We start from the raw sequence: 15,649 nt of genomic DNA, 5'->3' as shown, positions 1-15,649 counted from the left end.
TTACATTACCCACTCTACCCATTTTTTACGCAGCAAAAATAATGCCACGCCTGCAGAAACTAACTTTCCTGTAAACGATAATTGAATGAGACGAGAGCTCATATCGACATCTGTCAGAAACGTCATCGCTTCAGGAGCAAACCAAACGATACTTCCAACTAACAACAGCACACTAGCTGCTTGCTTATTCGTATGATGCGCAAGCCAAGCCATCCATATAAGTACAATACTAACCGGAATCCAACTAATTTCAAGTGAGAACCACCCAGGGCTCTCCAGCTTGTGCAGTAATAGCCACCCATATGTACCCACTAGCCCCAGCCATCCACATATCTGGAAAATGGCCATTCGGCCTACCAACCCATTAAACAACCAGATACTACTACAAAAGGCTAAATAACCAACATAGGCATTATCAGAACTCACAGCGTATAAATCTAATAAATACAGACCGACAAAAAGCAAAGCAATCGAAGAAACACCACAGAGCAAATAAGAAATAACAGGTGCTTTCTGATAATGCCGATATGCAAATCCATAACAAATGATGACAAAAAGCGTGGAAATTCCAATTTGCATTGGCAATCCAAAAGAGTTAAAATTAAGAGCAGATAAGGCCAGAGCGGCAATCACCGCCATGATGGCCAACCATATTTTCCAATTACTGTTTGCTACCGAGGATGCGGATACCCCCATTAATGAAGTATGTTTAGGCGTTGATTCATCCACATACAAATTCATTAGGAAATCACAATAATGCTCAGGAAGCAATTTGCTTCTGCGCCAATGATGGATTTCCTTTACAATCAATTTACGTTTCTCTGCATCCATTTATTCGCTCACCTTCCTAGCTACTTTATCGGTGAATTCGTCCTTTGGCTTTAGTAGTAGTTTCAAAATAAAAAAGACCCCGCCGAATATGGCAGGGCCCTCTCACAGCGTCTTTATTCCAAGAAATCCTTTAATCGTTTGCTGCGGCTAGGGTGTCTCAACTTCCGCAAAGCTTTGGCTTCAATCTGACGAATCCGTTCACGTGTAACACCGAATACTTTACCTACTTCTTCAAGCGTACGTGTACGTCCATCATCTAAACCAAAACGTAAGCGGAGTACATTCTCTTCTCTTTCCGTCAACGTATCTAGAACGTCCTCAAGCTGTTCCTTCAGAAGCTCATACGCGGCAGCATCAGCTGGAGCTAACGCTTCTTGATCCTCAATGAAATCTCCCAAGTGGGAATCGTCTTCCTCACCAATCGGTGTTTCTAACGACACAGGCTCTTGTGCAATCTTCATGATTTCACGTACTTTATCTGTGCTCAAATCCATCTCTTTAGCAATCTCTTCCGGCGTAGGTTCGCGCCCTAATTCTTGCAGCAATTGACGGGAAACGCGGATCAGTTTATTAATCGTTTCGACCATATGTACCGGAATACGTATCGTTCTCGCTTGGTCAGCAATGGCACGGGTAATCGCCTGACGAATCCACCAAGTCGCATACGTACTAAACTTATATCCTTTAGTATGGTCAAACTTTTCCACAGCTTTAATAAGCCCCATATTACCTTCTTGAATCAAATCTAGGAACAGCATGCCGCGACCTACATACCTTTTGGCGATACTAACAACGAGTCTAAGGTTAGCTTCTGCTAAACGTCTCTTCGCTTCTTCGTCCCCATTTTCAATCCGTTTGGCTAACCCTACTTCATCTTCCGCGGAAAGAAGCGGTACTCGACCAATTTCTTTCAAATACATCCGAACTGGATCATTAATCTTAATCCCTGGCGGTAAGGCCAGATCATCATCGAAGTTAAATTCATCGCGCTCATTTTCTTCTGGATTCATAGAATCCTCATCGGATTCGTTCCCTACGTCGATCCCTTGCTCCGAAAGCTGTTCGAAAAACTCATCGATTTGTTCAGGATCCTGATCAAAGGGAGCTAATTTCTCCATAATATCCTTGTAAGTTAGTGAGGACCGCTTTTTCCCTTGCTCAATAAGCTGGTCTTTCACCTGGTCCAGGGTCAATTCTGTCTCTAGTTCTGTACGCTGATCATTCGCCATGGTACGGACTCCCTCCTCCCTAGTCATTGCAGTAATTCTAAGTTGACTTCAATCGTTTTTCTAGGGCAATAATTTCAATAGCAATTTGTGCAGCTCTAAGATGGTCGCCCGCGCGTTCAGCACGAACTCGTTCTTCTTTCTTACGTTCAACTTCTTCTTGCATTGGAACTTTGCGAATTTGGCGAATATAGTCGTCAATCACTTGTTCGTTAATTCCATGACCAGCACCCATCATTACAATGGAACTAGCCAAGCTCTCCAGCTGTTCGTCTTGCAGCATGGCAATGTATCGGCTTGCATCCGGCTCAGCATTCTGAGCGTAGTAAGCATATAAATAAGCAGCTAAGACTGCGTGAGCTTCAACATTGAATTGATCACCTAATTGTGCTTCCACTTGTGCGCAGACGTCACGGTCATGCATCATTACCGCCAAAATTAACCGTTCTGCATTATGATAAGCGGGCAAAAGAGAAGGTGTTTTTTTGAGTGTTCGTTCCACTGTTCTCCCATTATTCATAACATTATTCCACAGAATTGGTTTATTATCCCCCTCTGGTCGGTTTTTTTCCGATTGCAGCAAGATTTCGTGAAGGTCTAACTTCATCGCTTCATACGAAGATTCCGGGAATTCAGAAGCCAACTGTTTCAAATAATGTTCACGTTCCATTGGAGATTGAAGATGACTGATTAATTTCACAGCGGATTGCAGATAACGAAGTCTGTCACCGTCCTCATGCAACTTAAAATTTTTGCGGATGTACAATAGCTTATATTTCATCGATGGTACGGCTGGTTCAATAATCTCCCGTACGAATCGGTCAAAACCATAGTTTCTTACATAATCATCTGGATCCTTGCCATCTGGCAGCATAGCTACCGTGACTCGGCTGCCTGTCTCTTCTAGTATAGGAATGCTTTTGAATGCAGCTGATTGTCCCGCGTTATCTCCGTCGTAACATACGACGATTTGATCGGCGTTACGGTTCAGCAGAGCGGCATGTTCCTTCGTTAATGCTGTCCCCATCGTGGCGACACCATTACTTATTCCCGCTTCCCATGCTTTGATGACATCCACATAACCTTCAAAGAGAACTGCTTGTTGAAGCTTACGCATATTGGGTCTAGCCAGATGTAGGTTGTACATCGTCCGACTTTTATTAAAGAGAATGGATTCCGGACTATTTAAATATTTGGGCTGCACATCGCCCATTGATCTGCCTCCGAATGCGATAACTTTGCCAGTAGAGTCGCAAATAGGGAACATGATGCGTTCCCGGAATTTATCTACATAACCGTTACCTTCATGTTTGGCAGAGATTAAACCGCCCTTCTCCATCAGGGCTAAGTCGAACTCTCGTTTATCTAGCTGTTGAACGAGTGTGTCCCACATGGCCGGTGCATAACCAATTTGGAAGGTATCGATCAGCTTATCCGATATTCCTCTTGAGGCCAAATAACCTTTAGCCACTTTGCCTTGCTCCGTGTTGCCAAGAATATAATGATACAATTTCGCAGTAAAATCATAAGCTTTTAACAAGGTTGATTTCTCTTGCTGCTGCTCATTTTGCTCTTCAGTTGCTTCTTCCCAAGTGATTGGGATATCCGCTTCTTCAGCCAGCTTGTTAACGGCCTCGGAGAAGCTAAGTCCTTCGATTTCCATTACAAATCGAATCAAATTCCCACCCACATTACAACCAAAACAACGATAAATTTGTTTTTCGGGTGTGACAGTGAAAGAAGGACTTTTCTCAGAGTGGAACGGGCATAGCCCCTTCATATAATGCCCTTGCTTGCTCAAATGTACGTGCCTACCAATGACATCAACAATGTCATGGCGCTTAAGTACAGCCTCAATGACCTCTTCAGGTATGCGTCCGTACCTCATTTTTGTTCCACCTACAATTCAGGTCGCTTTTCCGACTAATTACTATTCGCTACTTGTTTTCGATTTCCTGCAAATATTTTAAAAGTTTTGTCAAACCATGTAGAAAATTTTGACGATCTGCCTCTGTAAAAGGTTTTGGCCCCTTCGAATGCTTTCCGCTTCTACGCATTTTCGCCGATGAGTGGCGACGGTCCAATAGGAAATCAATCGAACTATCGGTATATTCCTGCCCTCGATTCGTTAAGCAAATAGATCCCTTAGCCAATCCTAAGGCGGCGAGTCCAAAATCTTGTGTCACCAAAATATCACCTTGCTGAATCTGATTGGCAATATATAAATCGACAGATTGATCGGAACGGTCCACTTGAACGACCTTCACGCCAGGGTTCTCCTTCATCCGATGATCGAAAGAAGCAACTAGCACAACTTGTACACCAAACTGCCTACCTGCTTGCTCAATTTCGGATTTTACAGGACAAGCATCGGCATCAACGATAATATTTCTCGCTCGCATACAGTTCAGCCCCTGCTTTCTAAACGAAATCTCACCGTACTATTATATACGATGGACTTACAAAAAATCCTGCAAGGGAAAACATAAAACCTTACTGGACTCGTTCGATATGGTCCATGATTAAACTTGCTGTCTCCTCAACGGCACGGTTGGAAACATCAAAGATGACGCAACCGATTTTGCTCATAATTTTGTCAGCAAAAGCCAGTTCTATTTTAATACGTTCTACATTGGCGTAGGTTGCATTTTCTGCAAGCCCTAATGTCCGAAGCCGTTCTTGGCGTATGACATTCAATTTATCCGGGTCGATCCGCAATCCAATTATCTTATCCTTTGGAACCGTATAAATGGCAGCAGGCGGCTGCATTTCAGGTACCAATGGAACATTAGCGACTTTAAATCTTTTATGCGCCAAGTACATAGATAAGGGTGTTTTGGACGTACGAGAGACGCCCAATAAGATGATGTCCGCTTTTTGTATGCCGCTAAAATCACGACCGTCATCATATTTAACCGCGAATTCAACTGCTTCAACTTTTTTGAAATAATCCTCATCGAGCGGATGAATCATTCCCGGTTGTCTGCGAGGCTCTTGGTGTAATGCTAGCCCTAAGGTAGCAACAACCGGCCCAAGCAAGTCAATATGCGGGATATCGTACTCCTTCGCCTTGGCAATGAGATCGTCACGCAATTCAGGAATAACCAAAGTAAAAACGACAATACCGCCATGTATTCTAATCGCATTGATGACTTTATCTATTCCTTCAAAATCATGGATAAAAGGAGCTCTCATAATTTCAACGGGTACAGGATGAAACTGCATCGCAGCGGCACGCACGACAGATTCTCCCGTTTCACCAACTGAATCTGAAACAACATATACACGAGTAGGTAGTGGGTGGTCCATTTCCCTAAGCCCCTTTCAGCAGGGACGAGGCCCTACATTAGTCATTTGTATGTAAAGTAGACGCAAACAGAACGAAAGCATGAGAAAAACCTCACCGATATGCGGACAGCACAAGGGCGAGGTGATTTCCACCACATCATATCAAAGCCGAAATCACATGTCAAATTAGACATGATCACTATATATTGTATTTTTCCATTTGTTCAATAAAGCCTCTGGATTTCCACTGAACACCAATATGAATATCCATATAAGCGCGCATACAGGTCTTCAACTGCACTTTCGTTTCTTCCTTTACCTGAACGGCACCAAGTCTGCGCATATCCATGCGAGGAAATATTTTCAGAAGCTTAAGCGCTCCTTCACCGATCGGAATAGCCGCAGTATCTTTGTATCGACAGCGAGCACATAATGCCCCACCCATTGCAGGGCTAAAGGTCGTAATCCCCGAAGTTTCTCCACAGGAGACACAAGCATTAGTCACAGGGAGATAACCGGCTAGATCAAACATCTTCATTTCATAGAGGTGAATGACGATCTGCATGTCCTTGCCCTCTTCAATAGCCATTAGTCCAGCTTTCAACTGCTCAAATATATAAGTGCTGCCCTCTTCGTCACCAAGCATCCGGTCTGTCATCTCCACCAAATAGGAAGCATGTGCAGACATATGTAAATCTTCTCGCAAAGCATGATGGGCTTCGATAATCTCAGCACTATTCAGGGACCCCATCTGACCCCTTTGTTTGAAAAAAACAAAATCGCCGTACGTAAAAAGCTGCGTAACGGCGGCATGTCGACTTTTCACTTTCTTAGCGCCCCGAGCCATGACACCAACCTTACCCAGCTCGGGGGTGAATAAACTAATGATCTTATTTCCCTCTCCATAGTCCATACTACGGAGTACAATCCCCTGTACGCTGCGCAGCAAATGACTTCCCCCATGAATGCCGCTCTGAACTTACTCGCTAATGAATATGAATTTACATATTCAGACCTTCGAGCGGCTCTTCGTTACTTTGATCCTCTTCCTGTACATCAGTGTCCATACCCGGTTCTCCGGAAACTTGTTTGTACAGCAGATAGGCATCTACATCACCGGTCTTTGAAAAATACGTCCACGAAAAATCTTTCATGTTCAGCATCCTCCCCATTGAACGTGATGTTCTTAGGATGCGCAGAGGAAGCTTCTCTATGCGAAATAAAAACTGGAACTGTTAGGGAAAAACCTGTTAGTCGTGACGGAAGCCAAGATCACGTAGAACTCTGTCTTGATTTCTCCAGTCTTTTTTCACTTTAACCCACAGTTCCAAGAAAGTTTTGGAACCAAGCAGCGTCTCGATATCACGGCGAGCCTGCCTTCCAATTTCTTTGAGTAAACTTCCTTGTTTACCAATGACGATACCTTTTTGCGAATCTCGCTCAACAAATATAACTGCAGAAATATGGACTACACCATTGGGCTCGACACGCATGTCTTCAATCTGGACGGCAATGGAATGTGGAATTTCTTCCCGTGTTAAATGTAAGATTTTCTCACGTACGAGTTCAGCACATACGAATTGTTCCGGGTGATCTGTAATTTGGTCGGCTGGGTAGTACTGCGGACCTTCCGGCAAATAGCGAACAATTTGTTCCAACAGTGTTGTTACATTGTTACCCTTGAGCGCAGAAACCGGCACGATTTCAGCAAAGTTATACAAATCTTTGTAATTTGTAATAATCGCCAGCAGCGCTTCAGGCTGAACAAGGTCAATTTTGTTTAACACCAGAATGACGGGTGTTTCAACATGCTTTAGCTGCTCGATAATATAGCGGTCACCGCCGCCAATCCCTTCGGCAACATCAACCAAAAACAGCACCGCATCTACTTCCCCAAGCGTCCCATGCGCCACTTTACTCATGTAATCGCCTAATTTGGAAGTCGGTTTATGAATACCTGGCGTATCCAGGAAAACAATTTGGCCGTTGTTGGATGTATAAACCCCATGAATTTTGTTTCTTGTTGTCTGAGGCTTATCTGACATGATAGCAATTTTTTGCCCGATGATTTGGTTCATCAGCGTTGATTTCCCAACGTTTGGACGTCCGATGATAGCGACAAAGCCTGATTTAAATTCTTTTTTAGCCACTTCTAGTTATCCTCCATTTACATGCAAATCTTTCGTTGTGAAAGCGCCCGGTAATAGGGCAGATACGGTTGTTTCTGCAAAATCCCCTTTAAGATTCCCAAGGTAAACTGGCATTTTCGGTTCACATAATTCCACCAATACCTGGCGGCAAACGCCGCATGGCGAAATTGGACCTTCTGTGTCTCCCATAACCGCTATAGCTTGAAAGGAACCTGCCTTATGACCATCCGCGATTGCACGAAATAACGCAGTTCGCTCAGCGCAGTTGGTCGGTCCGTACGCGGCATTTTCTACATTACAGCCATAATGTACATGACCGTTCGCATCCAGAAGCGCCGCACCCACTTGAAAATTCGAATAAGGCGTATAGGCTCTTTTCATCGCTTCTTTCGCGTGTTGAATGAGTTCTTGTTGATTCATAGCCATCAACCTACTTTCATTTTATATTAACGTTATAGCATGTTAAGGCAGGAAAAAGCGAGGATTGTGACCATGATACCAATGAGTGCTCCAAGAATTAGTGCTGGAAATGGTCTCTTTCTTTTGTCGTACAGCATAATAAAAATAAGTGCAGAGAGCGTGTATGCAAGCAGTGCAACTATCGTTTGCGAGACGAAAATCGTAATGACAGTCGCAATTGCGAAGGAAATAGCCGTCAACAAGCTAGGGCGCACCAATTTCCCTTTATCTGAGAAACGTGTTTCAATCACGATAACTGTCAAAACAACAAGGGCAATAAGGATCCATATCGTTCCCGCGGATACCGGAGTATCATGCATTCTTGAATTTCGCAGCAAGTGATCGATAGGCTCATAGAATACAATCATGCCTACAATCACTGCGAAACCTGCGGACACCAATACGGACGCCGCGGCGACGTCCTTCGCAATTTTGGCTAACGGATGGCGCTCTGGCATAGCCAGATCCACTGTTTTCTCCACAGCCGTATTGATGAGCTCAGTAACAATCATTAGAGTTACCGCCAGCAGAATAAACAGAATGTCCGTTTTGGGTAAATGGATAAGTAGCGCTGCCAATAAAACAAGAAAAGCAACGCAAAAATGGAATTTCATATTACGCTGCGTATCTAAAGCATATTTGATTCCTTCATAGGCATACCGGAAGCTCCTGCGCCATTTACTGAAGCCGTCCGACATTAGCGTGTCAAACCTGCCTTCTGCAAAATGTCCTCCTGCTTAGCAAACATTCTCTTCTCTTCCTCTTCACTTTGGTGATCATAGCCGATCAAGTGCAGGAATCCATGAACGAATAGAAATCCGAGCTCACGCTCAACGGAATGTCCATAATCTTCGGCCTGAGCGATGGCACGGGGAACCGAAATGATAATATCGCCTAAAGGCTCAATGAACCCTTCAGACACCGTCTCACCGTCTTGAAGATCATCTAGGTCGTCTTCACCCTCATCCTCGTAGTTGATACGAATTTCATCCTCTCCGAACTCGCTCATTGCAAACGAGAGAACATCGGTCGGTTTATCTAAGTCACGGTACTGTTTATTAAGATCTTGAATCGCTTCATCGTCTACGAATGTAAGGGCAACTTCCCCCTCCGTAACGCCTTCAAGCTCGCCTGCTAAGCGCAGCAGCTCTTCAAGCTTTTCAATAAATGCAGTCGTGATTTCTTTCACTTCTTGCTCACTGCTCCACTCTAACGTTAAATCCATACTTGCCATTATGTGCCCTCCTTTAATTTGTCGTAGATATCATCAAGCCCCTGACTTCTTTGGAGCAAGCTCACTTGGATATTCGATCCTTGAGTGAAAGATCCCTAACAAGGTTTCGTTTAATGTTTTGGCAATCTTATCGAGTTCTTTGAGCGTGAGATCACACTCATTAAATTGTCCGTCGTCCAAACGGGACTTAATAATTTTGTGCACCATTGAATCGATTTGTTCAAGCGTCGGATTACGCAGTGATCGAACAGCTGCTTCCACACTATCCGCAATCCCTACAATTGCTGCTTCTTTGGATTGCGCTTTGGGACCTGGGTAACGAAAATCCTCTTCGCGGATTTCTTTCTCACTGCCGTCTTCTTCGGCTTGTTTCACCGCTTTAAGATAGAAAAAGTGCAGCAGAGTCGTCCCATGATGCTGTTCAGCAATGTCTCTTATCGGCTTAGGCATTTTGAAATCCTTAAGCATTTCAACGCCATCACGAGGATGCGCTATGATGATGGACTTACTTAAATTCGGATCAATTCGATCATGCGGATTCTCAATATTCGTTTGATTTTCAATAAAGTAGCTTGGGCGCTTTGTTTTGCCAATATCATGATAATAAGAACCAACTCGGCACAGCAGCCCGTCGGCTCCGATGGATTCAGCCGCGGCCTCCGACAAATTCCCCACCATGACACTGTGATGATAGGTCCCCGGTGTCTCCGTAAGCAGCTTGCGCAGTAAAGGATGATTCGGATTTGAGAGCTCCACCAATTTCAGCGGAGATAGAATACCGAATGCGACCTCGAAAAAGGGCAGCAGCCCAATAACGAACACAACCGTTAATAATCCGCCTGCAGCCGCGAAAGAAAGCGACAGAAGGGCTTCTCTCTTCTGGAAATGATCTTCCATCAACAGCATCGATGTAATCGTTAACATGGAGAAGAAGGCAATCATGAGACCAGCTTTCAGAATGGTAGCCCGTTGGCTTGCCCTTTGAATCGTAAACACGGCACTAAAACAAATAGCTAAGCTAACTAATCCGAAACGGTAGTCAAAAAGCAACACATGCTCCGTGTTAAAGATAATACTAGCCATTAAGGAGAATAAGACCGATGCAATGAACGCTAGCGGAGCATCCAGTAAAATGGCAATCAGGATGCTTCCTAACGCAGTCGGAGCCAGATAACCAATATAAGGATAATCTAAATTTTGCACGAGAGAGATCAGTTTCATTCCCATAACATTGATAAGAAATATAAGAATGAGCATCACGAGCTGAGAATTATTGTATTTGATCGGTAATGTGCTTTGTCGGACAAACATATAAATAGCGAATGACAAGAGAGCCGAAAGAATACTGAGCCCTAATTGTGGCAAATAATTCGCTTTGTCCTTCAAAAGCTCTAGTTTATCCAGCCTAGCGTATATCTCTTCCGTTATGACATCCCCAACCTTAACGAGAACATCGTTCTTATTGATGTATACCGGTTTCACGCTCTCTCTAGCTTGTCCTTTTGCATCCTCGGTGCCCTTTTGATCAAAAAATTTATTCGGCGTTATGAGGGCTCTTGCGATTTCGGTAACCATTTCACGGGATGTATTTTTCGTCAGGTTCGATGTATTTACAAGCTCAGCAACTTTAGCTCGGGCCGTCTGCGCATCCAAGATTTGATCATTCATCAATTTGTAAATGATGTCTTTCGTCACAGGACGCATGGCCGCTAAATCATCCTTGGTCAGCCTTGGAAGCTTAAAATAAGTTTCCTCCGGCAGCGGGTAATTCTGTTCGGCAAGCCCCTGCTGGATCTGTTCAAGCAATAACTCGTTATATTGACCGCTGATACGAAGTGATTTAATAGACTGATTCTGCATATCGCTGATTAGCTGTGGAATTGCTCGACGATAAATGCTGACTTTGTCATCGAATTTCACTTCTTCATCCGCATTGATTTGCAATAATTTATCATAAATAACATCAATAATCGTATCATTTTTGAGATTTACAATTCGATAAACGGGTTGGACGTGCTTAGCAGCGTCTTCTTTCGCTTGTTCAGTAGCAATTGCGTTTTCAATTTGTCTAGGAGCATAAATGGTTTTTTCACTCGTAGTTCCTAAAACAATATCATAAACTTGAGGCACAAGCTTAACGTAAAGGGACATATAAAAAATTAACGCCAGCAAGAGAAACAACAGTACCCGTATACCTGTACTGTATTTCCATCCGTTCAGCTGGTAATGAAATTTGCCTTTCATTTGCACTTCATTTTTCTTCACGGAAGGTCATTCCTCTCTACCTAACAACCCTGCTCAGTTACTTATCATTTTCAGCATTGTAAGCAACAATGATTTTCTGAACAAGTGAATGTCGAACCACATCCTGCTCATCAAAATAAATAAAGCCAAGTTCCTCGATATCACGGAGAATGCGATTTGCTTCTACGAGACCGGACGATTTGCCGCGCGGCAAATCAATTTGCGTAACGTCCCCGGTAATCACCATTTTGGAACCGAAACCAAGTCTTGTCAGAAACATTTTCATTTGTTCAGGCGTTGTATTTTGCGCCTCATCCAGAATGATGAAAGAATCATCCAACGTTCTACCACGCATATAAGCCAGTGGCGCAATCTCAATAAGTCCTCGTTCTAATGACTTGGCTACCTGCTCAGGTCCAAGGACATCATTAAGAGCATCATACAATGGGCGTAAATAGGGGTCAACTTTTTCCTGCAAGTCCCCCGGCAGAAAGCCCAGACTTTCCCCAGCCTCAACAGCAGGGCGCGTTAATACAATCCTTTTGACGGCCCCTTCTTTAAGCCTCGTCACGGCTAGCACAACAGCTAAATAGGTTTTACCTGTTCCTGCGGGTCCAATTCCGAAGACGATATCTTTCTTCTTAATCGTCTCGACATACTTCCGTTGTCCGATCGTTTTGACACGTATAGGCTTACCCTTATGTGTTGTTGTAATTTCACCTTTGAACAAATCAAGTAATTGGTCGGTTTTCATCTGCTTCGCAAGTTCAACCGCATACAAAACATCCCGCTCTGTCAACGTATAATTATTACGGATGAGCTGTAGGAGAACCTCAAAAAGCTGCTGAAGTGAGTTCACTTCCGCAGCAGCCCCTTGTATCGTTATTTCGGCTTCACGCGTATAGATTTGTGCAGGAATCTCCCTTTCGATGACATGCAGAAATTTATCCTGCGGTCCGAACAAGGCTAGACCCTCAACCGGATTTTTCAATGTTATTTTCACAGATTGCGCGTATTCTACCAACAGGCCTCATTCTCCTCGTATCACAATTGGTTGTTCTTCGGCGATATTTTCTTCGACTTCAAAATGCACGTCTATATAAATTTTACCATTCTCTGTTTTTTCATGCAAAATTTTTTCGCCGACAATTCTAGCATCTGCTCCTTCGGTTCCAAGTAATTTAGCTTTAGCCTGCTCTAAGCCCGCCTTTTTAGCATTCGCTGGATCAATAGGTTCCTCTACAATTTGAACCTCCATCACCTTTTCATGAAGCCAACCGAGGGGAAGTGAAAAAGACCGCCAAGCCAGCGTTTTTCGCTCTGGAATCGTTTCGAAATGTTCGAATTTCTGCTTACCATAACCGCTTACTTGCAGTGCTCTTGTCCCAAAAACTAAATAGTTGCGAGCCATAGCTTCACCTGAATATACTCTATATGTTTTCGTAAGCGGAGTTTCTATTCGGGAGGTATACCAAACGATGCCCTTTACTTTACCACTTGCAACCACGACTTGGCTATTTTGTTCATCGCCAATGGTTCCCGAGATAAGCACGTCCCCTTTTCGCACATACGTATTCGGCTTCACCATGGGTTTGCCTTTATCTGATAAAATCTCGGTAACGAGCGCGTTTTTGGCAGCAACCAAATTCCTAGGATTCATAAGCGGTCCCTTATCAGGAATGGTCGCTTCAACAACCTTGATTGTGATATGTGTACCGCGAATTTCGACCCCAACCCAAGCGGCTTGCGGCAGCATTCCTTGAATTTCGCGCGATAAATCCTCCGCTTTCTTCAACTTAAACTTCCATTGAAACGTATGTATGCCCTGTTTGGAAGCAGCTTGCAAAATTTTCGACTCAGAGATACGATCATTTCCTTCCACACTAACTTGCCATACGAGCGAAGTCAATAAATAAAGACCTATGATGAAAGCAGCCATTCCTGCAAAAAAAACCTTTCTACGGCCCAGTCTGTCCATAAAAAAAGGCAGCCCGTGCCTTTCCGTAACATGCACTCGGCAGCCTGTCCGTTTCAGGAGCGGTCGAAGTCTGAAAAAATCTTTGATCAGGATAAAAAGCTCAATCTTCCCCTTATCTCCAGCTTGAATATCCCATATGGAGAAGCCCTTCTCCATCATGGGATTAATTAATCTTTCACAACCTTCACCTCGTATTTGAATGCGTACATAACCTCGCAAACGAGCAATGAAAAGGGATTGTTTCATGACTCAGCCTCCTGTTCTCAGTCCATACTTTCTATACTTCATCTATGGTTCATATTTCACATTATCGATCAAGCCTTCAATAAACACTTCTTCTGAAAGAATAGCTCGAATAACTAACTGCTTTCCGAACACTTCTAGCGTTCCTTTCGTTAATTCGAGCTTCAAGTTTTCACTTGAAAAATGAAGTACACCCCGATGATTCTCTACATAAAGCTGTACGTTGCCGATCATCGTAATTCGCGGCAAGTCCTGTACCACATCCTGAGGAAGATCAAGGATTTTGGCCGTGAACTGGTTCCATTTGCGGGTCAAGCGACGCATAGCTGGGAGTACCCCCTCTAACTAGATGATCATAAATACAGAAAAAGCGCAGAGACTTTCTACCAAATTATGCGGAGAGCGCCAGTTTTATGTTTTAAAAACCTGCAAAGCAAAGAACGCCCTCTCGATCAATCGAGAGGGCGTTCTTACCTACTATTATCTGCGATATGGTTTCTTCGACCTAGGCGGGCCGAGAATTTCAGCCCACATAATTCCTTGCAGGAGCTGATCTTGGCTCGGTTGATCAGGAAAAGGACTCGGTGTAGAGATTACATCTGCGTAAACAGACGAGTTTTCATTAATAACCTGCGTAGGCGAGCCGAATGGAGATTCTTTCTGAGTGGGCATAGTCGAGACCGCCTTAGCTTTGTTAGAACGACCATACTCGTCTTTCACGTGTCCCAATTGCAAAGTCGATCCAAACCCCTTTTGGTCTGATTTCTTCGCTTCTACTGGTCGTGTAGCGCCATTAGGAGCATCGCCAAAGGAAGGCATTCCCGGCCTCGCCTTAGTTCCCTGATTCGCTCGCCGGCCCTTACTTCGAATTTGATAAAAAAAGGCGAATGCTATAATAACCAGATACCAGTTCTTCAACAAAATTCCAATGAGCTGTTCCATCTGATCACCTCTTCAAGACTACTATTCTTTCTCACTCTTACCATCATTTATTTTGCCAAGTGAAGAACGCATTTGTGTATCTGCATCGATATTTTTAAGATTCATATAGTCCATGACACCTAGTTTACCATTTCGAAGTGCTTCAGCCATTGCAAGTGGCACCTGTGACTCCGATTCGACAACCTTCGCGCGCATTTCTACAACTCTGGCTTTCATTTCTTGCTCCGCAGCAACGGCCATCGCACGTCTTTCCTCAGCTTTAGCCTGAGCGATTCGCTTATCGGCTTCTGCCTGCTCTGTTTGTAAATGGGCGCCAATGTTTTTACCTACATCCACATCCGCGATATCAATCGATAATATTTCAAAAGCCGTTCCGGCATCTAACCCTTTACCCAGAACCGTTCGAGAGATCAAATCCGGATTCTCCAGCACATCTTTATGAGAGTCACTGGAACCAACTGTAGTGACAATCCCCTCACCTACACGAGCGATAATCGTTTCCTCGCCCGCTCCCCCAACAAGCCGGTCAATGTTGGCTCGAACAGTAACCCTGGCTATAACCTTTACTTCAATTCCGTTCTTCGCTACTGCAGATACATTAGGTGTTTCAATGACACGTGGATTTACACTCATTTGTACAGCTAACAAGACATCCCGACCTGCAAGATCGATAGCTGCTGCACGCTCAAACTCCAAGTGAATCTTCGCGCGGTGAGCTGCAATTAAAGCATTGACAACCCGATCAACGTTACCGCCTGCAAGAAAGTGGCTTTCCAGCTGATTGACACTTAGATCAATACCCGCTTTAGTAGCCTTAATCATCGGATTGACGATCCTACTCGGGGTCACGCGGCGAAGCCTCATAGCAATTAAAGTAATAATGCTAATTCTTACTCCAGAAGCAAGTGCTGAAATCCAAAGCATGACAGGCACAATACTCAGTAATACCGAAAGTGCAATAATAACAATGGCCGCTACCAAAACCAAATATAATCCTGGTTCTATATTCATTTTTTTCCTCCTAATATAGGGATCTTTGAGTGTAACTCAAAAT

At 43.9% G+C, this 15,649-nt stretch carries 17 protein-coding genes; all 17 read right to left on the bottom strand.

The window, feature by feature from the left end; all coding sequences use genetic code 11:
* Positions 1–831, bottom strand: a complete 831-nt coding sequence (locus QFZ81_RS11645; protein WP_307602835.1) for a hypothetical protein — start codon at positions 829–831, stop codon at positions 1–3.
* Positions 832–944: 113 nt separating this feature from the next.
* Positions 945–2,060 carry an RNA polymerase sigma factor RpoD gene (gene rpoD / locus QFZ81_RS11640; protein ID WP_028558036.1) on the bottom strand — a complete coding sequence of 372 codons (1,116 nt, stop codon included), beginning with the start codon at positions 2,058–2,060 and terminating at the stop codon, positions 945–947.
* Between the two features lie 37 nt (positions 2,061–2,097).
* On the bottom strand, positions 2,098–3,945 hold the full coding sequence (gene dnaG / locus QFZ81_RS11635) for a DNA primase (protein ID WP_307444311.1): 1,848 nt from the start codon (positions 3,943–3,945) through the stop codon (positions 2,098–2,100).
* Positions 3,946–3,994: 49 nt separating this feature from the next.
* Positions 3,995–4,459 (bottom strand): YaiI/YqxD family protein, encoded by a 465-nt coding sequence (locus QFZ81_RS11630; RefSeq protein WP_307444312.1) that lies wholly within the window; start codon positions 4,457–4,459, stop codon positions 3,995–3,997.
* Between the two features lie 91 nt (positions 4,460–4,550).
* The gene (locus tag QFZ81_RS11625) at positions 4,551–5,366 is read right to left on the bottom strand and encodes a pyruvate, water dikinase regulatory protein (protein ID WP_307602833.1); all 816 of its coding nucleotides are present in this window, start codon (positions 5,364–5,366) and stop codon (positions 4,551–4,553) included.
* A gap of 178 nt (positions 5,367–5,544) precedes the next feature.
* A complete protein-coding gene (gene recO / locus QFZ81_RS11620) occupies positions 5,545–6,294 on the bottom strand; it encodes a DNA repair protein RecO (protein ID WP_307602831.1) in 750 nt (249 codons plus the stop codon).
* A gap of 52 nt (positions 6,295–6,346) precedes the next feature.
* Positions 6,347–6,499 carry a YqzL family protein gene (locus tag QFZ81_RS11615; RefSeq protein WP_082562144.1) on the bottom strand — a complete coding sequence of 51 codons (153 nt, stop codon included), beginning with the start codon at positions 6,497–6,499 and terminating at the stop codon, positions 6,347–6,349.
* A gap of 96 nt (positions 6,500–6,595) precedes the next feature.
* Entirely contained in the window at positions 6,596–7,495 is a 900-nt protein-coding gene (era, locus tag QFZ81_RS11610; protein WP_057303091.1) for a GTPase Era, read from the bottom strand.
* Between the two features lie 6 nt (positions 7,496–7,501).
* A complete protein-coding gene (cdd, locus tag QFZ81_RS11605; protein WP_307444314.1) occupies positions 7,502–7,915 on the bottom strand; it encodes a cytidine deaminase in 414 nt (137 codons plus the stop codon).
* A 32-nt stretch (positions 7,916–7,947) separates the two neighbouring features.
* The gene (locus QFZ81_RS11600) at positions 7,948–8,652 is read right to left on the bottom strand and encodes a diacylglycerol kinase (protein WP_307444315.1); all 705 of its coding nucleotides are present in this window, start codon (positions 8,650–8,652) and stop codon (positions 7,948–7,950) included.
* Entirely contained in the window at positions 8,652–9,179 is a 528-nt protein-coding gene (ybeY, locus tag QFZ81_RS11595; RefSeq protein ID WP_307449891.1) for an rRNA maturation RNase YbeY, read from the bottom strand. The genes QFZ81_RS11600 and ybeY overlap by 1 nt, the downstream gene beginning before the upstream one ends.
* 42 nt (positions 9,180–9,221) lie before the next feature.
* Complete coding sequence (locus tag QFZ81_RS11590; protein WP_483874663.1) at positions 9,222–11,453, bottom strand: HD family phosphohydrolase; 2,232 nt, start codon at positions 11,451–11,453, stop codon at positions 9,222–9,224.
* Between the two features lie 37 nt (positions 11,454–11,490).
* On the bottom strand, positions 11,491–12,456 hold the full coding sequence (locus tag QFZ81_RS11585) for a PhoH family protein (RefSeq protein ID WP_307444316.1): 966 nt from the start codon (positions 12,454–12,456) through the stop codon (positions 11,491–11,493).
* 6 nt (positions 12,457–12,462) lie between these two features.
* Positions 12,463–13,656, bottom strand: coding sequence for a sporulation protein YqfD (gene yqfD, locus QFZ81_RS11580; protein ID WP_307602828.1), 1,194 nt, complete (start codon positions 13,654–13,656; stop codon positions 12,463–12,465).
* Positions 13,657–13,698: 42 nt separating this feature from the next.
* Positions 13,699–13,977: a sporulation protein YqfC gene (gene yqfC / locus QFZ81_RS11575; protein ID WP_047672305.1), complete on the bottom strand. Its 279-nt coding sequence runs from the start codon at positions 13,975–13,977 to the stop codon at positions 13,699–13,701.
* Between the two features lie 156 nt (positions 13,978–14,133).
* Positions 14,134–14,595, bottom strand: a complete 462-nt coding sequence (locus tag QFZ81_RS11570; protein ID WP_307602826.1) for a hypothetical protein — start codon at positions 14,593–14,595, stop codon at positions 14,134–14,136.
* 21 nt (positions 14,596–14,616) lie between these two features.
* Positions 14,617–15,606, bottom strand: coding sequence for a flotillin-like protein FloA (gene floA / locus QFZ81_RS11565; protein WP_216625510.1), 990 nt, complete (start codon positions 15,604–15,606; stop codon positions 14,617–14,619).
* Positions 15,607–15,649: the final 43 nt, after the last annotated feature.

It is taken from the genome of Paenibacillus sp. V4I9, from assembly GCF_030817295.1.
Taxonomy (GTDB): Bacteria; Bacillota; Bacilli; order Paenibacillales; family NBRC-103111; genus Paenibacillus_E.
The sequence above is the reverse complement of the archived record's forward strand: the minus strand, read 5'-3'. Positions and strand labels throughout refer to the sequence as shown.